19 protein-coding genes are annotated in these 16,111 nt (G+C 72.3%); 7 read left to right on the top strand and 12 right to left on the bottom strand.

Going from position 1 to position 16,111, the window contains the following annotated elements; all coding sequences use genetic code 11:
* Nucleotides 1-52: 52 nt before the first annotated feature.
* The gene (locus ACH34Q_RS24525; RefSeq protein ID WP_395985379.1) at nt 53-1,135 is read right to left on the bottom strand and encodes an NAD-dependent epimerase/dehydratase family protein; all 1,083 of its coding nucleotides are present in this window, start codon (nt 1,133-1,135) and stop codon (nt 53-55) included.
* 89 nt (nt 1,136-1,224) lie between these two features.
* On the opposite strand from ACH34Q_RS24525, the gene ACH34Q_RS24520 reads away from it, so the two are divergent.
* Genes ACH34Q_RS24520 through ACH34Q_RS24510 form a run of 3 tightly spaced genes read left to right on the top strand, consistent with a single transcriptional unit; the run spans nt 1,225 to nt 3,349 of the window.
* Nucleotides 1,225-2,637: a zinc-dependent metalloprotease gene (locus ACH34Q_RS24520; RefSeq protein WP_395985378.1), complete on the top strand. Its 1,413-nt coding sequence runs from the start codon at nt 1,225-1,227 to the stop codon at nt 2,635-2,637.
* Entirely contained in the window at nt 2,634-2,813 is a 180-nt protein-coding gene (locus ACH34Q_RS24515; protein ID WP_395985377.1) for a hypothetical protein, read from the top strand. Before ACH34Q_RS24520 ends, ACH34Q_RS24515 begins: the two co-directional genes overlap by 4 nt.
* Nucleotides 2,810-3,349 carry an NUDIX hydrolase gene (locus ACH34Q_RS24510; RefSeq protein ID WP_395985376.1) on the top strand — a complete coding sequence of 180 codons (540 nt, stop codon included), beginning with the start codon at nt 2,810-2,812 and terminating at the stop codon, nt 3,347-3,349. Before ACH34Q_RS24515 ends, ACH34Q_RS24510 begins: the two co-directional genes overlap by 4 nt.
* Here ACH34Q_RS24510 and ACH34Q_RS24505 read toward each other — a convergent pair.
* Together ACH34Q_RS24505 and ACH34Q_RS24500 are read right to left on the bottom strand one after the other, a co-directional pair.
* On the bottom strand, nt 3,339-4,004 hold the full coding sequence (locus ACH34Q_RS24505; RefSeq protein ID WP_395985375.1) for a hypothetical protein: 666 nt from the start codon (nt 4,002-4,004) through the stop codon (nt 3,339-3,341). The two genes, ACH34Q_RS24510 and ACH34Q_RS24505, sit on opposite strands and share 11 nt — an antisense overlap.
* Nucleotides 4,001-4,555: a M48 family metallopeptidase gene (locus ACH34Q_RS24500; RefSeq protein WP_395985374.1), complete on the bottom strand. Its 555-nt coding sequence runs from the start codon at nt 4,553-4,555 to the stop codon at nt 4,001-4,003. The genes ACH34Q_RS24505 and ACH34Q_RS24500 overlap by 4 nt, the downstream gene beginning before the upstream one ends.
* A 212-nt stretch (nt 4,556-4,767) precedes the next feature.
* On the opposite strand from ACH34Q_RS24500, the gene ACH34Q_RS24495 reads away from it, so the two are divergent.
* Nucleotides 4,768-5,094: a hypothetical protein gene (locus ACH34Q_RS24495; protein WP_395985373.1), complete on the top strand. Its 327-nt coding sequence runs from the start codon at nt 4,768-4,770 to the stop codon at nt 5,092-5,094.
* A gap of 21 nt (nt 5,095-5,115) precedes the next feature.
* On the opposite strand, the gene ACH34Q_RS24490 is transcribed toward ACH34Q_RS24495, so the two are convergent.
* Nucleotides 5,116-5,916: an enoyl-CoA hydratase/isomerase family protein gene (locus ACH34Q_RS24490; RefSeq protein WP_395985372.1), complete on the bottom strand. Its 801-nt coding sequence runs from the start codon at nt 5,914-5,916 to the stop codon at nt 5,116-5,118.
* Nucleotides 5,917-6,134: 218 nt separating this feature from the next.
* On the opposite strand from ACH34Q_RS24490, the gene ACH34Q_RS24485 reads away from it, so the two are divergent.
* Complete coding sequence (locus ACH34Q_RS24485) at nt 6,135-7,499, top strand: ABC1 kinase family protein (protein WP_395985371.1); 1,365 nt, start codon at nt 6,135-6,137, stop codon at nt 7,497-7,499.
* A gap of 192 nt (nt 7,500-7,691) precedes the next feature.
* On the opposite strand, the gene ACH34Q_RS24480 is transcribed toward ACH34Q_RS24485, so the two are convergent.
* From ACH34Q_RS24480 to ACH34Q_RS24460, 5 genes are all read right to left on the bottom strand, one after another.
* The gene (locus ACH34Q_RS24480; RefSeq protein ID WP_395985370.1) at nt 7,692-7,895 is read right to left on the bottom strand and encodes a hypothetical protein; all 204 of its coding nucleotides are present in this window, start codon (nt 7,893-7,895) and stop codon (nt 7,692-7,694) included.
* 97 nt (nt 7,896-7,992) lie between these two features.
* Nucleotides 7,993-8,271 carry a WhiB family transcriptional regulator gene (locus ACH34Q_RS24475; RefSeq protein ID WP_156218894.1) on the bottom strand — a complete coding sequence of 93 codons (279 nt, stop codon included), beginning with the start codon at nt 8,269-8,271 and terminating at the stop codon, nt 7,993-7,995.
* Between the two features lie 118 nt (nt 8,272-8,389).
* The gene (locus ACH34Q_RS24470) at nt 8,390-8,749 is read right to left on the bottom strand and encodes a hypothetical protein (protein ID WP_395985369.1); all 360 of its coding nucleotides are present in this window, start codon (nt 8,747-8,749) and stop codon (nt 8,390-8,392) included.
* A gap of 295 nt (nt 8,750-9,044) precedes the next feature.
* Nucleotides 9,045-9,908 carry an acyl-CoA thioesterase II gene (gene tesB, locus ACH34Q_RS24465; protein ID WP_395985368.1) on the bottom strand — a complete coding sequence of 288 codons (864 nt, stop codon included), beginning with the start codon at nt 9,906-9,908 and terminating at the stop codon, nt 9,045-9,047.
* 199 nt (nt 9,909-10,107) lie between these two features.
* A complete protein-coding gene (locus ACH34Q_RS24460) occupies nt 10,108-12,210 on the bottom strand; it encodes an ATP-dependent DNA helicase UvrD2 (protein WP_395985367.1) in 2,103 nt (700 codons plus the stop codon).
* Nucleotides 12,211-12,380: 170 nt separating this feature from the next.
* Between ACH34Q_RS24460 and ACH34Q_RS24455 the strand changes: the two genes are divergently transcribed.
* Complete coding sequence (locus ACH34Q_RS24455; RefSeq protein ID WP_395985366.1) at nt 12,381-12,668, top strand: mycoredoxin; 288 nt, start codon at nt 12,381-12,383, stop codon at nt 12,666-12,668.
* Between the two features lie 5 nt (nt 12,669-12,673).
* Here the strand turns inward: ACH34Q_RS24455 and nudC are convergent, their stop codons facing one another.
* Both nudC and ACH34Q_RS24445 read right to left on the bottom strand, forming a co-directional pair.
* A complete protein-coding gene (nudC, locus tag ACH34Q_RS24450) occupies nt 12,674-13,573 on the bottom strand; it encodes an NAD(+) diphosphatase (RefSeq protein ID WP_395985386.1) in 900 nt (299 codons plus the stop codon).
* Nucleotides 13,574-13,668: 95 nt separating this feature from the next.
* Nucleotides 13,669-15,057 carry a dipeptidase gene (locus ACH34Q_RS24445; protein ID WP_395985385.1) on the bottom strand — a complete coding sequence of 463 codons (1,389 nt, stop codon included), beginning with the start codon at nt 15,055-15,057 and terminating at the stop codon, nt 13,669-13,671.
* 103 nt (nt 15,058-15,160) lie between these two features.
* Here ACH34Q_RS24445 and ACH34Q_RS24440 point away from each other — a divergent pair, with 103 nt between their 5' ends.
* Nucleotides 15,161-15,424: a DUF4031 domain-containing protein gene (locus ACH34Q_RS24440; RefSeq protein WP_395985365.1), complete on the top strand. Its 264-nt coding sequence runs from the start codon at nt 15,161-15,163 to the stop codon at nt 15,422-15,424.
* Between the two features lie 9 nt (nt 15,425-15,433).
* Here ACH34Q_RS24440 and ACH34Q_RS24435 read toward each other — a convergent pair whose 3' ends face one another.
* The gene (locus ACH34Q_RS24435) at nt 15,434-16,048 is read right to left on the bottom strand and encodes an HD domain-containing protein (RefSeq protein WP_395985364.1); all 615 of its coding nucleotides are present in this window, start codon (nt 16,046-16,048) and stop codon (nt 15,434-15,436) included.
* Nucleotides 16,049-16,111: the final 63 nt, after the last annotated feature.

Here is a 16,111-nt window from a genome sequence, read left to right as displayed (position 1 = left end):
TCTCTAGGCCGTTCAATGGCGAACACGCCACGAGTCGACCGGAGGGGTCGGGTCAGCGGCGGCGCTTGCGGGCGCGGCGGATGGCGGCGGCGGCACCGATGGCGGCGACGGTGGCGCCCGCGGCGGTGGCCATGGTGGCCTCCCGGCCGCCGACGCGGCGTCCGACGACGGCGTGCCGGCCCGCGCTCTCCTCGGCCAGTACCTGGAGCGCGGTGGCGTTGTCGTAGGCGGGCTTCCAGCCCGCGGCGCGCAGCCGGGCGCAGTCCACGACCCACGGATAGGCCACGTAGTGCAGATCGGTGGCGGGCGCCGGGGTCATGCCGAGGCGGTGCAGGCGCTGGGCCATCCCGAAGGTGAGGGCGGCGGGCAGCTCGAAGTGGCGCTTGCCGGTGATCTCGGCCACTTCCTCGGGGCCGAGCCAGTCCTCGCAGCCGACGCCGAGCACGCCGGTGATCCCCTCGACGACCACCAGTTCCAGGGCCGAGGCCAGATCCTCGATGTGGCAGAACTGCCACCCGGGCGTGCTGCCTTTGACCGACAGCAGCCGCGGAGCCTCGAAATGCCGGGTGATCACGGTGTCCACGCCCGGGCCCACCAGGGCGGCCGGGCGGACGACCGTGACCTGCAGGCCCGGATGGGTCAGCGGCGCGCCTGCGGCCAGCTCCTCCATCTCCAGGAAGTCGCCGGCGATCCCGGCGTCGGCCTCGGCCAGCAGCGGCGCGTCCTCGGCGAGCGGGATCCCGCCGCCGGGGCCGGCCCCGTAGACCATGGCGCTGGTGACCAGGACCACCCGCCGTACCCGGGCGGCCGCGGCGGCGGTCACCACGGTCTGCGCGCCCCGGACGTTGTGGGTACGGCGCTCGCGCGCGTCCAGCTCGGGCGAGCGGAGCACGTCGAGGTTGACGATCACGTCCACGTCCGAGAGCCGGTTGGACAGCAGCGGGTCGCGGATGTCCACCACGCGCCACGTCACGTTCGGTACGTCACCGCGGTGCTCGTCGATCGCCACGACCTTGCGGATCTCCTCGCGACCGGCCAGCCTCGCGGCCAGCAGCCGCCCGGCACCGGTGGCCGCGCCGGTGACGGCCACGACCGGGCCCTTGCTACGCCCAGGGCGAACCTTGCCCGTTGCCACGGAGGTGCCCCCTTTCTTGAGTACGCGAGTTCGCCGTGACCGGCTAACGTTGCGGATATGAGCCCATCATGCATCCCAGGGGCAAACCGATGAGTGACACTCCCTTCGGCTTCAACCGTCCCGGTAACGGCGACGACGACGACAAGCCCCAGGATCCATTCAAGGCCATGGGCGGCGACATGTCGCAGTTCGCCGACATGCTGCACCGCTTCGCCGACATGATCGGCGGCCAGGGCGCCCCGGGCGCCGGTGGCGGCCCGCTGAACTGGGATCTGGCCAAGAACATCGCCCGGCACCAGGTCGCCGAGCAGGGTGATCCCTCGGTCGTGGACGCCGAACGGCGCCAGGTCGAGGAGGCGCTGCGGCTGGCCGAGCTGTGGCTGGACGAGGCCAGCACGCTGCCGGCCGGGATCCGTACCCCGCAGGCCTGGAGCCGGTCCGAGTGGATCGAGCAGACGCTGCCGGTGTGGGCGAAGGTGTGCGACCCGATCGCGACCCGCATGGTCGACTCGATGGGCGGCGCGCTGGGGTCGGGCGACATGCCCGCCGACATGCAGGCGATGGCCGGTCCGCTGATCGGCATGGTCAAGCAGATGGCCGGCGCGATGGTCGGCGGCCAGGCCGGGCAGGCGCTGGGCGCGCTGGCCCGCGAGGTGGTCGGCTCGGCCGACGTCGGGCTGCCGCTGGCGCCCGACGGCGTGGGCGCGCTGCTGCCCGCCGGCGTGGAGGCGTTCGGCGAGGGCCTGGAGGTCTCCGGCGACGAGGTACGGCTCTACCTGGCGCTGCGCGAGGCCGCCCACCAGCGGCTGTTCGCGCACGTGCCGTGGCTGCGCGCCCATCTGATGAACGCCGTCGAGGACTACGCGCGCGGCATCACGGTGGACCTGTCGGGCATCGAGCAGGCCGTCCAGGGCCTGGATCTCAACAACCCCGAGGCGCTGCAGGAGGCGCTCGGCGGTGAGATTCAGCTCACACCGGAGGAGTCGCCGCAGCAGAAGGCGGCGCTGGCCCGGCTGGAGACGATGCTCGCGCTGGTCGAGGGCTGGGTCGACACCGTGGTCAACCAGGCCGCCAAGGACCGGCTGCCGGGCTCGGTCAAGCTGGCCGAGGCCGTACGGCGCCGCCGCGCGACCGGCGGTCCGGCCGAGCGGACCTTCGCCACGCTGGTGGGTCTCGAGCTGCGGCCCCGGCGGCTGCGCGAGGCGGGCACGCTGTGGCGCACGCTCACCGAGCTGCGCGGCATCGAGGGCCGGGACGGGATCTGGGAGCACCCCGATCTGCTGCCCAACGCCGAGGACCTGGACGATCCCGAGGGCTTCGCGCACGGCAAGGACGAGATCGACGGCCTGTCCGATCTGGACCTGTCCAAGCTCACCGAGGCACCCGCCGAGGACAAGGGCGAGGACGCGGGCCCGGACGGCCGGGACGGCGGCTCCACGGACGGGGACGACCAGGACGGCGAGGGCGGCAGGCCCGGCGACGGTCCGGAGCCCCGCGCGTGAGGTCCCGGACGGGCTTCTCGCGCGTGCCGGGCTGCCGGTTCGAGTCGGCGACCGCGTCCGCGCTGAGCAGGCGGCGGGTCGCCGGTGCCGGGCTGTGCTGGCAGCGGCCGCTCGACCAGGAGCGGCGCCGCCTGCACCCGATCAACTCGCTGTATCCGCGCGTCGGCCGCGTATGACCCTGCACGCCGACGCCGTCCGCGTGCTCGAAGGGTGGCGGGCGCCGGGGCCGGAGCAGGAGCGGCTCCGGGAGGCCTTCCTGAGCCATCTGGAGAGCCATCCGGGCGGGACGTGGCGTGAATGCGCGCCCGGCCACATCACGGCCAGCACGCTCGTTCTGGACGCGTCCCGCTCGCGCGTGCTGCTGACCCTGCACGGCAAGATCAAGGTGTGGCTCCAGCTGGGCGGGCACTGCGAGCCCGGGGACGCCACGCTGGCCGGGGCGGCGCTGCGCGAGGCCACCGAGGAGTCGGGCATCGACGGGCTGCGGCCGCTGCCGGATCCCGTCCAGCTCGACCGGCACGCGGTGCGCTGCCATCCCGAGGGGTCCTGGCATCTGGACGTCCAGTACGTGGCGCTGGCGCCGGCCGGCGCCCGGTACGCGATCAGCGCGGAGTCCGACGATCTGCGCTGGTTCCCGCTGGACGCCCTGCCGGAGCCCACCGACGACGCCGTACGGCGCCTCGCGGCCCGGGCGGCCGCGCTCACGAGCTGAGCGGGTGCCCTTCGAGCAGGGCGCGGGTGCACTCCCAGCCCTCCAGGCCCGGGTCGAGCAGCCGCACGTCGGCGGCGGTACGGATCCGGTGCCAGGCGGGGGCCTGCGGGATCTGCCCGGGACGCGGCGCGGCGTTGCGCAGCAGGCCAAGCGCGTCACCGGTGTCGAGATCGACGCCGGCGAGGGCCGCGTCCAGCCAGCCGGGCAGCGGCAGCCGCGCGGCCAGTGCGACCAGGCCGTCCGCGCCCTGGGCCGTCTCGGCCTGGCAGGCGGCGGCGGGGGCGCCGCCGAGCGCGCGGAAGAGCTTGCCGATCAGCAGCGGCGGCAGGTCGGGCGCGTCCGGGGCCAGCAGTGCGGCCTGGTCGGCGCCCAAGGTGTGCAGGGCCGCGAAGGCGGCGGGCAGGCCACGTTCCCGGATGATCGGGGTGCCCGGCCAGGTGACCGCCTCGGCACCCGGCTGGTCGGGCGGGTCCAGGACGAGCGCGGGCGTGACCAGCTCGAGCCCGGCCACGACCTCGTAGGTGTCCTCCAGCAGGGCCAGCCGGAACTCCTCGGCATCGATCCCCGGCGGGCTCGACATGGTGTCGGCCCGCACGGGGTCAGGCCTTACGGCATCGGGCCGGACGGCCAGTACAGCGGCGAAGCGTCCGGTCACCCGGCGACCTCGTGCCGGCACTCGGGCGGCAGCTCGTCGCCGTCCTCCTCCATCGGCAGATGGGCGGCGGCGGCCACGCCTTCGAGGTAACCGCGGGCCCGCTCGGCCTTGGGGTAGTTGCCGACCAGCTTCCAGAAGTCGGCCCCGTGGCCGGGGACGAGCAGGTGCGCCAGCTCGTGGACCAGGACGTAGTCGACGACCCACGAGGGCATGCCGCGCAGCCGGGTGGACAGCCGGATGGTGCCGTCATCGGGCGTACAGGAGCCCCAGCGCGCCCGCTGGTTGCCCACCCAGCGCACGCTGGCGGGCACGGCGCGTCCGCGGAGATGGCGCCGGGACAGCTCCAGGGCCCTGCTCTCCAGATCGGCGTCGGAGGGCCGGCGGCGGCGTTCGCGCTCCGCCAGGCGTTCGAGGATGGTCGCGATCCACTGCTCCTCCTCGGCCTTGCTGAGCCGGGCGGGCAGCATCACCACGACCTTGTCCCCATCGCGGTACGCGGACACCGTCCGCCGCCGTCGATCGCTGCGGCGGACCTCAACGTTAGGGGGCACCCTGGAACCGTACCTAAATTTTTGCTTCCTCCACAGGGGGTGTTTAGAGTTTTACCTGCTCAGGGCCCTGTTTTTCAAACATCCCCCAAGTGTTTCCACAGCGTCCCCATGGCCGTCGGGCAGCGGCCGGGCCGGTGCCGGCGGCTTCATCCGCGAACGGCCGGGTAGGAGAGGGCCGGTCGAGGCAGGTCGCGACGGAGGGAGCGGGGAACGTGGCGAGCGGGCAGGATCGGCAGGCCAGCGGTACCGGCGCGGAGACCGCGCCGGAGATCGTGGACGTACCGGACGGGCGGCGCGCCGTACTGATGCCGGCGTCGCCCGCGGCGCGGGTGGGCGGCGGACTCGTGGGCGTCGCGGCAGGAGAGGCCACGAGCCTCGCGCTGCGGCCGGTGGTGCGCCGGGCGGCGCAGCGGTACGGCCTCCCGGCGAACGCGATCGTCCGCGGGCTGGACTTCCTCGTACCGCTCACGCTCGCCCTGGTGCTGGTGCGGTACGCCGATCACCGGGCCAGGGTGAAGGTCGTACGCCGCGTCCCGTAAGCCCGGCGGGGCTGGGCGGGGCTACTCCCCCGTGAACTCGGGGCGGCGCTTCTCGCGCTGGGCCGTCAGGCCTTCCAGCATGTCCTTCGAGGCCATGGTGATCGGCTGCGCGAGCGACTCCCAGCGCAGCGCCGCCTCCATGTCCGGATGGCCGCCGCCCGACAGCGCGACCTTGGTCAGCCGGGTCGCGAGCGGAGCCTGGGCGGCGATCCGCTCGGCCACCGCCAGTGCCTCCTGGAGCACCAACTCGCGCGGGAAGGCCTGGTTGACGAGCCCGTACGACTCGGCCTGCGTCCCCGTGACGGCCCGGCCGGTGAACAGCATCTCGCGCGCCAGCGGGAGCCCGGCCACCTCCGGGAGCAGCCAGGTCGTGGCCATCCCGGGATGCAGGCCGAGCGCGGTGAACGGGACCAGCAGCTTGGCGTCGGACGCCACGTACCGCAGGTCGCAGGCCAGTGCAAGCGCGAATCCGGCGCCGACCGCATGGCCGTTGATCGCGGCGATGGTCGGCACCTCCAGCCCGCGGATCGTCAGCCAGTCCCGGTAGAAGGCCAGCATCCGGTCGCGCAGCGCCGGTACGGACTCGGCGTTCTTCTCGGCCAGCCAGGACAGGTCGCCGCCGGAGGTGAACGCGGTGCCGGCGCCGGTGACGACCACGCAGCGCAGCCCCGCGTCGGCGCGGAGCCGGGCGATGGCGGCGGTCCAGGCGGCGGTCATCTCGTCCGACATCGCGTTGCGCCGGTCCGGATCGTTCAGCGTGAGGACGGCGACACCGTCCGGGCGGCGCTCCACCAGCAGGGCGTCAGGCAGCTGTTCGGGCATGGCCCGCACCGTATCGCGCGACCCCCGTACCGGAGGGCGCGGGCCGGTCCCTACAGCCCCTGCGCCCGGTCGCGCGCGCATACCATAGCCGCGGACGGCGTGAGAAAGGGCACACTTACTATAAAGCCGCAGGTCAAAGAGGTACGTGAAACACGGCGCTTGGGTTGTTCCAGCATCGTTGTGGCGGAAACGAGATCCCGTACCCGACAATGGGGCCCGTGAGCGATCTCCCCCGCCGCGCGGTGACGCGGTCCGCAAAGCTGGCGTCCCTCCCGCTCGGTTTCGCCGGGCGCACCGCCCTGGGCGTCGGGAAACGCACGTTCGGCCGTCCCGCCGAAGCCGTCGCGCTGGAGATCCAGCAGCGCACCGCCGAGCAGCTGTTCAAGGTGCTCGGCGAACTCAAGGGCGGAGCGATGAAGCTCGGCCAGATGCTGTCCATCTTCGAGGCCGCGCTGCCCCCCGAGATCGCCGGCCCGTACCGGGCCACGCTGACCAAGCTGCAGGAGGCGGCACCGCCGCTGCCTGCCGCCGCCGTGCACAAGGTGCTGGCCCAGGCGCTCGGCGCGGACTGGCGGGAGAACTTCGAGTCGTTCGACGACGATCCGGCCGCGGCCGCCTCGATCGGCCAGGTGCACAAGGCCGTGTGGGCCGACGGCCGCAAGGTCGCGGTCAAGGTCCAGTACCCGGGCGCCGGTAAGGCCCTGATCAGCGACTTCAACCAGCTCGCCCGGATGGGCCGGCTGTTCTCGATCCTGATGCCGGGGCTCGACGTCAAGTCGATGCTGGCCGAGCTGAAGCAGCGGGTGGCCGAGGAACTCGACTACAGCATCGAGGCCGCCTCGCAGACCGCGATCCGCGAGGCCTATCCGGCCGACGACCCCGACTTCTACATTCCCGAGGTGATCGCCCAGGCGGGCGACGTGCTGGTCACCGAGTGGATCGACGGGACCCCGCTGTCGAAGATCATCAGCGACGGCGAGCAGGACGAGCGCGACCACGCCGCCCTGCTGTACTGCCGGTTCCTGCTGTCGGGGCCCAAGCGCTCCGGCCTGCTGCACGGCGACCCGCACCCGGGCAACTTCCGGGTGATGGCCGACGGCCGGCTCGGCGTGATGGACTTCGGCGCCGTCGACCGGATCCCGCCGGACTTCCTGCACCGGATGGGCCGGCTGCTGCGGATCGGCACCATGGAGGACATCGACGAGGTCGAGGACGCGCTGCGCCGCGAGGAGTTCATCCGCGACGGCGTGGAGATCGACGCCGAGTCGCTGCAGGGCTTCCTGGCGCCGATCACCGAGCCGTTCGTGACCGACACGTTCAACTTCAACCGCGAGTGGCTGCGCGGCATGGCCGCCCGGGTCACCGACCTGCGGCCCACCAACGTCGTCCGGCAGCTCAACCTGCCGCCGGAGTACGTGATCGTGCACCGCGTCCTGTCGGCCGGCACCGGCGTGCTGTGCCAGCTCGAATGCGAGATCCCGGCCCGGGGCGAGTCGCTGCGCTGGATCCCCGGCTTCGGCGACGACGACGTTCCCGAGCTCACGGCCGCCGAGGACGACACCACCGGCGAACTGGCCGGCTGACCGCGTCCCGGGTCTGAACCGGCACCGGACCGGCCCTGAACGTAGAGCGGGGCCCCGCGCGGTGATGAGCCGCGGGGGCCCCCGCTTCTGTGCGTGCCCGGAGTAGGGAGTCGCCGGGCACGCCCCCGGAGACCCGCAGCAGGGAGGCTCGGCGCCCGCTGAACCATCCAAAGAAGAGCGGGCGGCGGCCTACTACCGCGCGGGCGTGGATTCGTGCCGGGAGGGACGGGGAACGTACGGCTCCCCGGCCGAGGTCGGTGCGAGCAGGGCGCGCCGGACGCGGGCGGCCCGCGTCCTGGCGTCCCGGCGCGCGCGCAGGATGCGCACGCGCTGTGCCAACTCCGCCTCGGAGCCCGGTATTCGTACCCGGGACAGGTTCTGGCTGAGCAAGGTCATCTTGTTCTCCCCGGCGGCCCGGGGGCACGGCCCCTGTACGGGAACCGTGCCCCCGGCGTCCGCACGGTCGAGTGTCGGCATGGCGGTCATGTGACCCTCACACGGTCACTTCGTCCGGCAGCGGGTGCTTGCGCGGACGTCCACGCGGCCGCTTGCGCGGCACGATGACGCCGCGGACGAACAGCTCCCCACCCCAGACACCCCAGGGCTCCTTGCGCTCCAGCGCGCCGGCGAGGCACTCCTTGCGGAGCGGGCACTCCAGGCACAGCGCCTTGGCGAGCTCGACATCGGCGGGCGCCTCGGCGAAGAAGAGCTCCGGGTCGGTCCGGCACGGAAGCGTGAGGTCCTCTTCGCTCACTGCGAGAGCCCCCTGCATCACAGTCACCCTTGTTCCTCTCGTTGGTTCGCAACGGGTGCGTCAGTGGGTTGCGGGCAAATAAGAAAGGCCGCGGATCCGGTCTGGATCCGCGGCCTGGGGGCTTCCCGGCGTCTACCTAAACCGGTTGCCTCCAGGGGTACGGACCCGAGCCATCCTTCGTGGAGATGGCGTCCACGTGGGCCGTGGCCGGAGCGCTGGGCTCGACGTCTTCAAGCTGCTCGAAGACGGTCCAACCCGACTCGTTCTGGAATCGCTGCTGCTGCGCGCGCAGAGCCGAGGCCGCATGCACGTCACGCATGGCGCACAGTTTCGACACCACGCGCAGTCGGCCGCCGAACAGCGCCGACTCGTCGCTCGGCACGAAGCCTTGCGCCCGGTCGGCGGTGGCGCTGCCATAGGTCATGGCGGAGCTCAGGCGCGCGGCGGTCCCGGACGGCCTCGAATTCGACAAGATGCTCATCACCGGACTGCTCACCACCTTCCTGGCTCCTCGGGGCCCCGTCCTCCGGATCAAGATCCGGACGGCCGGGCCGTTCGTTTGCTCGCAATGAGCGTACGGGGACTTCCGCAAATCAATCAAGGTATTTTTGACCAGCGGTTTTGTCGTACAGTTCACGCTTTCCCGCGGGAACTCGCGCCCAGTGGCGCGCGTCCAATTCAAGGATGGCATCGCCACACGCGCGCCGCCTCCTCCCCCAGAACGAAACGCCACACCCTCTGGCCTCGGCCGCCTCCTGCTCTGGGAGGAGCAGCCGGCCGGGACTTGGAAATCAGGCGCCGGAGACGCGGACGAGGCCTTCTTGCATGACGGAGCAGACGAGGTCGCCGCCGGGAGTGAAGACCTGACCTCGGGCCAGGCCGCGGGCGCCGCCGGCGAACGGGGTGTCCTGGTAGTACAGGAGCCAGTCGTCGGCGCGGAACGGCCGGTGGAACCACATGGCGTGGTCGAGGCTGGCGCCCATCGTGCGCTTGTCGCCCCAGGACAGGCCGTGGTTGAGCAGCACCGTGTCGAGCAGCGTCATGTCCGAGGCGTACGTCATCAGGCACACGTGCAGCAGCGGGTCGTCGGGCAGCTCGCCGTCCACCTTGAGCCAGACCTTGGACTCGGGCGAGGCCAGCGACGGGTCCTTGGCGGCCTCGAAGGTCAGCGGGGTGGCGTGCCGGATGTCGAACGGGCGCTGCTGCACGAACTCGGCCGCCGCGCGCTCGCCGAACAGCGGCGCGAGCCGTTCGATGGCGGGCGGCAGCGACTCGGGCGCCGGGACCTCGGGCATCGCCATCTGGTGGGTGGGACCGTCCTCGACGATCTGGAACGAGGCCGACAGGGTGAAGATCGCCTTGCCGTGCTGGACGGCCAGGACCCGGCGGGTGGTGAAGGACCGGCCGTCCCTGACCCGGTCGACGGTGTAGACGATCGGGACGAGCGGGTCGCCGGGGCGGATGAAGTAGGCGTGCAGCGAGTGCACGGGACGGTTGACCGGTACGGTGCGTCCGGCCGCCACCAGGGCCTGGCCCGCGACCTGGCCGCCGAAGACCCGCTGGCGGCGTTCCTCGGGGCTGCGGCCGCGGAAGATGTCGTTCTCGATCTGCTCGAGATCCAGCAGGTCCAGCAGTGCCTTCAGAGACTCCTTCACGGCCGCAGTCTCCCAAACGATCGCCCCCGCGGGTGGCACCGGCCCTGGATATCTCGATCCGGAGCTCGGGCGGAGATCGATCCGGGCTCGTGGGAGCGCCGCGGAACGGGGCGGCCGAGCGGCCGGACGGCCCGCCGCAGCCGGACCGCCGGGCGACCTGTCTCGGCCGGTACAGCCTGTACCGGCGGGGCGGCCGGGGTCAGGTGGGGCGTTCTCCGTGGCAGAGGGACAGCACGGCATCGGCGTAGCGGTCGAGCTTGACCTTGCCCACGCCGGGGATCGTGGCCAGCTCCTCCAGCGTCTCGGGGGCGCGCTCGGCGATCGCCTGGAGGGTGGCGTCGGTGAAGACGACGTAGGTGGGGATCTTCTGGTCGCCGGCGGCCCCGGCGCGCCAGTCCTTGAGGGCCAGCAGGAGCTCCTCGTTGAGCTCGGCGGGGCAGTCCTCGCAGCGGCCCAGCTTGCGTTCGATCGCGGCGGTGAGCGGGCGGGCGCAGATCCGGCAGGGCTGCGGGCCCTTGCCCGCGCGGCGCTTGGTGCGGTCGGCCCGGGCGGGGGTCGCGGTCATGGTCTTGGGCGTCAGGCCGTCCAGGAAGCGGGACGGCTTGCGGCGCCGGGAGCCGCCCGGCGAGCGGGCCAGGGCCCAGGAGAGGGAGAGATGCTCGCGAGCGCGGGTGATGCCCACGTAGAGCAGCCGGCGCTCCTCCTCGATCTGCTCGGGCGTCTCCGCGTAGATGATCGGCAGGGTGCCCTCCGCCAGCCCGGACAGGAACACCGCGTCCCACTCCAGACCCTTGGCGGCGTGCAGCGAGGCCAGCGTGACGCCCTCCAGCGGCGGGGCGTGCTGGGCGGCGGCGCGCTCCTCCAGCTCGGCGACGAACTGCGGCAGCCCGGCGCGCGGGTCGTCGGCGGCGATGTCCTCGGCGAGCTGGGCCAGCGCGGCCAGCGACTCCCAGCGGGCCCGGACCGCGCCGGAGCCCTCGGGCGGCCGCTCGGTGAACCCGGCGCCGGACAGCACGTGCCGTACGGTCGCGATCAGGCCGGTGCCGTCGGTGTCGGCGTCGCCCCCGGCGCGGGCGGCGCCGCGCAGCCGGACGACGGCCTCGCGCACCTCCGGGCGCTCGAAGAACCGCTCGGCGCCGCGCAGCACGTACGGGACGCCGACGGCGGCCAGGGCCGACTCGTAGGCCTCGGACTGGGCGTTGATCCGGTAGAGCACCGCGATCTCGCGGGCCGGCACGCCCTCCTCGATCAGCTTGCGGGCGCGGCGGGCGACGTCGTCGGCCTCGGCGATCTCGTCGTCGTACTCGTTGAAGACGGGGTCGGGGCCGTCGGGGCGCTGCGCGATCAGCTCGAGCCGGTGCCGCTTGGCGGCCTCGCCGCGCGCCTCCGGCCGCTGCCCGAGCGTGATGACCTCGTTGGCGAGCCGGACGACCTGGGGCGTGGAACGGTAGTCGCGGACCAGCTTGACCACCTTGGCGTCCGGGTGGTCGCGGGTGAAGTCGAGCAGGTAGCGGGGGCTCGCGCCGGTGAACGAGTAGATCGTCTGGTTGGGGTCGCCGACCACGCACAGGTCGTCGCGGTCGCCGAGCCAGACGTCCAGCAGCATCTTCTGCAGCGGGTTGACGTCCTGGAACTCGTCCACCACGAAGTGCCGGTACTGCTCGCGGACCTGCGCGGCGACCTCGCGGTGCTCGGTGAGCACGGCGGCGGTCAGCTCCAGCATGCCCTCGAAGTCGAGCAGGTTGCGCTCGCGGCGGAGCTGCTCGTACATCGCGTAGACGCGCGCGACGTCGACCACGTCGGCGGGCATCTTGCGGGCGGCGGTGGCGACCGCGCCGGCGTAGTCCTCGGGGCGGTGCTGGGTGACCTTGGCCCATTCGATCTCGGAGGCGATGTCGCGCAGCTCGGTGCGGCCGAACGTGAGCCGGCAGGCCCGGGCGGCGTCCGCGACCAGCGCGATCTTGGAGTCGATGATCTTGGGTGGCTCGCCGCCGACCACCCGCGGCCAGAAGTAGGACAGCTGGCGCAGGGCAGCGGCGTGGAAGGTGCGCGCCTGCACGCCGGGCGCGCCGAGCCGGCGCAGCCGCCCCCGCAGCTCCCCGGCCGCCCGGGTGGTGAACGTCACGGCCAGCACCCGCTGCGGAGACATCACCCCGGTCAGCGTGGCGTAGGCGATCCGGTGCGTGATCGCCCTGGTCTTGCCGGTGCCCGCGCCGGCCAGCACGCAGACCGGGCCGCGCACCGCCTCGGCCACCGCCCGCTGCTCCGGGTCGAGCCCCGCGAGTACGCCCTCAGCCTCCATCCCTCCATCCTGGCACCAGAAGGTGACAGGAACGGACCGGTGTCCCGACTGTGGATAACCTCCCCACCAGGAACGTGCCCGGAATGCGCGGCGGGATCCGGCTGTTCGAACGGACACCGGACGAACGCATACCGGGCGAATTGCCGCCAGACGAAGGAGACGACGCGCCGATGGCCACGCCGACCACGGACCAGGGGCCCGTGCCCACGGGCACGCTCACCATGTACACCACGACCTGGTGCGGCTTCTGCCGGCGACTGAAGAGCCAGCTGGCCAGGGACGGCATCGAGATGGTCGAGGTCGACATCGAGCGCGATCCCGCCGCGGCGGACTACGTGATGAGCGTCAACGGCGGCAACCAGACCGTCCCCACCGTGGTGGTCGACCACCCGGAGATCGGCCGCCACGTGCTGACCAACCCCAGCGCCAAGGAGGTCAAGCGCCTCCTAGGCGTCTGAGGTCGTCAAAACGGCGGCATGTCTGGGAGCGGACCTCCGTACCAGCGCATGATGAGCTGGGAGGCGATGGAGAGTACGCCGGGTGAGACGATCCGGCCGCTCTCGATCGCCTCTTTCAGCTCGTCGCGGGTGTACCAGGCGGCGTCCAGGATCTCTTCGGGGTCGGGACGCAGTTCCTGGTCGCCCTCGGCCCGGGCGAAGAAGCCGATCATGAGGCTCTGCGGGAGCGGCCACGGCTGGCTGCCCAGGTAGCGCACGTCGGTGACCGTGAGGCCGACCTCCTCGTGGACCTCGCGGGCGACGGCCTGCTCGAGGGACTCCCCCGGCTCGACGAATCCGGCCAGGATCGAACGGCGGTCGGCGGGCCAGCTCGGGCCTCGGGCCAGCAGGACGCGGTCGCGGTCGTCCCGGATCAGCATGATGACGGCGGGGTCGAGGCGGGGGAACTGCTCTGACCCGTCCGCCGGGCATGCGCGTACGTGGCCGGCCGCCACGAGCTGCGTGGGACCACCGCAGCGCGGGCAGTGCGGGTTGTTCACGTGCCAGTGCTCTAGGGCGACCGCATGGGTGAACAGGCCGGAGTCCTGGTCACCCAGTAGCGCGCCCACGCGCCGAAGACCGGCCGTCTCGGCGCCTTCCATGGCGGGCAGTGCCGCTCGGACGCAGAAGTAGGCGACCCCTTCGTCGTCCACACCGAGCAGGTAGCGCTCCCCTTCGGGGGCTTGGTCCGCAGGGATGTAGACCAGCGCGGGGCCCGGATCGTACGAGACGAGCGTGCGCCCGTTCTCGATCACGAACGTCCGTGTGCGCGGGTCGGCCCAAGCGGTCTGGACCCATTCGTCGTCGCGGCGGCGTTCGGCTACGCGGTCCAGGGTGCCGCGTGCGAGTGCCAGCCATTCCAGCATCGACTCTGTGGGTGCCGCCGGCGCTGTGGGGGCGTCGGTTGTGGTGCGTGGTGCTTCGGCCAATGCCCCTCCCTCTGTACGGCCCGATCCTGCCATCACGCTGGTCGCAGGGCGGTGGCGAACTCGTCCCACATGTAGGCGGCCGCCTCGGCGCCCTTGAGCAGCAAGGGCATCTCGACCTTCTCGTTGGGCGCGTGGATGCGGTCGCCGTTCAGCCCTACCGCCACGAACACCAGCGGGGCCTGCAATATGTCCGCGAGATCGGCCTCGGGGCCGCTGCCGCCCTCCCGGGTGAACAGCACCTGCTTGCCGAACGCCTTCTCCATGGCGCGCCTGGCCGCCTTCACGCCGGCCGACTGGATGGGCGAGAAGCAGGCCCGTACGCCGCCGGCGGGGATGGTGACCTCCGCGCGCACGCCGGCGGGGGTGTGATCCTGCACCCAGGCTTGGAAGGCTTCCTGGACCTTCTGGGGGTCCTGCCCGGCGACGAGGCGGAACGAGAGCTTCGCGTGGGCCTCGCGGGGGACGATCGTCTTGCCGCCGGGGCCGGTGTGCCCGCCCCACATGCCGTTGATCTCGGCCGTGGGGCGCGCCCAGACGCGTTCCAGGGTGGTGAAGCCCTTCTCGCCGTACGGGGCGCTGCTGTTGCCCGCCGTGCGCAGCCATTCGGCCTCGTCGAACGGCAGGCGCGCGAACAGCTCACGTTCCTCGTCGGTGAGCGGTACGACGTCGTCGTAGAACCCGGGAATCGTCACGCGGCCGTCGGCGTCGTGCAGGGCCGCCAGGAGGGTGGCCATCGCGTGCAGGGGGTTCGGGACGGCACCGCCGAACGAACCGGAGTGCAGGTCGCTGTCCGGCCCGTACAGCGCCACCTCCGCCTCGGTGAGGCCGCGCATGCCCGTGCACATCGACGGGACGTCCGCGGACCACATGGTGGTGTCGCTGATGACGACGGCGTCGCACGCCAGGCGGTCGCGGTGCGTGCGCAGCAGCTCGGGGAAGTGCACCGAGCCGGATTCCTCCTCGCCCTCCACCAGCAGCTTGATGGTGACGGGCGGCGCGGTGGCGCCGGACACGGCCAGCCCTGCCTGGATCCCCAGGGTGTGGAAGAACACCTGCCCCTTGTCGTCGGACGTACCGCGCCCTATGAGCCGGTCGCCCTTCTCCAAGGGGGTGAACGGGTCGGTCTCCCACTCGTCGAGCGGTTCCACGGGCTGTACGTCGTGATGCCCGTAGACCACGACGGCCGGGGCGTCCGGGTCGGCGGCGGGCCATTCGGCGAAGACGGCGGGCAGTCCTGCCGTCTCCCAGACCTCCACTGTGGGGAAGCCCATACCGCGCAGGTACTCGGCGAGCCATTCGGCGGAGCGGCGCACATCGCCGTGGTGGGCGGGGTCACCGGAGATGGATGGGATCGCCAGCCACTCCTTGAGGTCGGCGAAGAACCGGCCCCTGTTCACCCGAACGTATTCGGGAACGTCCATCAGCATGCTCCGATCCTGGCCCATGGGGCCGTCCCACCCCAACTTGCGGAACTCCCGCGATTCGACATAGGACTTGGGCGACGAACGGAAGCCGGGAGGCATCGTGATCCTGATCGACCCGCCACTGTGGCCTGCACGGGGACGCGTGTGGTCGCACATGGTGAGCGACGTGTCGTTCGGTGAGCTGCACGCGTTCGCGGCCGATCTGGGGATGCCGCCCCGGGCGTTCGAGCGCGACCACTACGACGTGCCCTCGGAACTGTACGGCGCGGCGGTCACGCTGGGGGCCGAGGAGGTCGGCTGCCAGGAGCTCCTGCGGCGGCTCACCCATGCGGGCCTGCGCCGCCGCAAGTTCTCCCCCGTGTAGGGCGCGCGCCTATTCGGTGGCCTTGAGCAGCATCAGCTCGGTCTCGATGTTGTGGCGGGCGCGCGACTCGAATCGCTCGTGCGCCTCAGGGGTGTGGAAGAGGGCCGGCAGGCTCAGAAGCTGGGTGAGCACCTGTGCGCGGCCCTCCCGGTAGAACTCCTCCGGTACGAACGCGTACTCCTCCCGTACGGCCGAGGCGTACGCGGCGTACCGGCCGGGGTCGGAGCCCAGGATCGCCAGGTCGGCGTCGCACAGCACCTGGCCGTTGCGGTCGTCCTCGGCGGGCGCGTGCGTCTCGGTCAGCCGCACCAGGCGGAGCACCTCGGCGACCCCGTCCGGGGACAGGTCGGTGTCGGCCAGCATCCGGCCGGCCAGGCGGGCGCTGCGCTCCTCGTTGTCGGCGCGCTCGGGGTCGTACACGGCGTCGTGGAACCAGGCCGCCAGCCGTACGGCGCTGGGGTCGCCGGCGTGCGCGGCCAGCTCGTCCACCATGTCCAGGACCTCGGTCAGATGCTCGCGCGTGTGGTAGCGGCGGTGCTCCTCGCCGTAACGGGCGTCGAGTTCCTCGCCGATGCGGCGTGCCTGCGGGCCTGCCGTCGCGACCCACCGATCAACCAGATTCATGGGGTCCATACTGGCCGATGAAGGGCCGGGCCCCTGGAGGGGGAGGGCCGGAGAGACACGCGC

The sequence above is a fragment of the Actinomadura sp. 9N407 genome (assembly GCF_044326315.1).
Taxonomy (GTDB): Bacteria; Actinomycetota; Actinomycetes; order Streptosporangiales; family Streptosporangiaceae; genus Spirillospora.
This window is presented reverse-complemented; position numbering and strand designations above follow the sequence as displayed.

Bases quoted from the DNA above. Each gene is read 5' to 3' on its own strand.
- ACH34Q_RS24490 (WP_395985372.1), bottom strand. From the start codon at position 5,916: ATGCCCGAACAGCTGCCTGACGCCCTGCTGGTGGAGCGCCGCCCGGAC.
- ACH34Q_RS24460 (WP_395985367.1), bottom strand. From the start codon at position 12,210: ATGGAGGCTGAGGGCGTACTCGCGGGGCTCGACCCGGAGCAGCGGGCG.
- ACH34Q_RS24455 (WP_395985366.1), top strand. From the start codon at position 12,381: ATGGCCACGCCGACCACGGACCAGGGGCCCGTGCCCACGGGCACGCTC.
- ACH34Q_RS24435 (WP_395985364.1), bottom strand. From the start codon at position 16,048: ATGAATCTGGTTGATCGGTGGGTCGCGACGGCAGGCCCGCAGGCACGC.
- ACH34Q_RS24480 (WP_395985370.1), bottom strand. From the start codon at position 7,895: ATGACCTTGCTCAGCCAGAACCTGTCCCGGGTACGAATACCGGGCTCC.
- ACH34Q_RS24520 (WP_395985378.1), top strand. From the start codon at position 1,225: ATGAGTGACACTCCCTTCGGCTTCAACCGTCCCGGTAACGGCGACGAC.
- ACH34Q_RS24475 (WP_156218894.1), bottom strand. From the start codon at position 8,271: ATGCAGGGGGCTCTCGCAGTGAGCGAAGAGGACCTCACGCTTCCGTGC.
- ACH34Q_RS24510 (WP_395985376.1), top strand. From the start codon at position 2,810: ATGACCCTGCACGCCGACGCCGTCCGCGTGCTCGAAGGGTGGCGGGCG.
- nudC (WP_395985386.1), bottom strand. From the start codon at position 13,573: ATGCTGGAATGGCTGGCACTCGCACGCGGCACCCTGGACCGCGTAGCC.
- ACH34Q_RS24445 (WP_395985385.1), bottom strand. From the start codon at position 15,057: ATGGACGTTCCCGAATACGTTCGGGTGAACAGGGGCCGGTTCTTCGCC.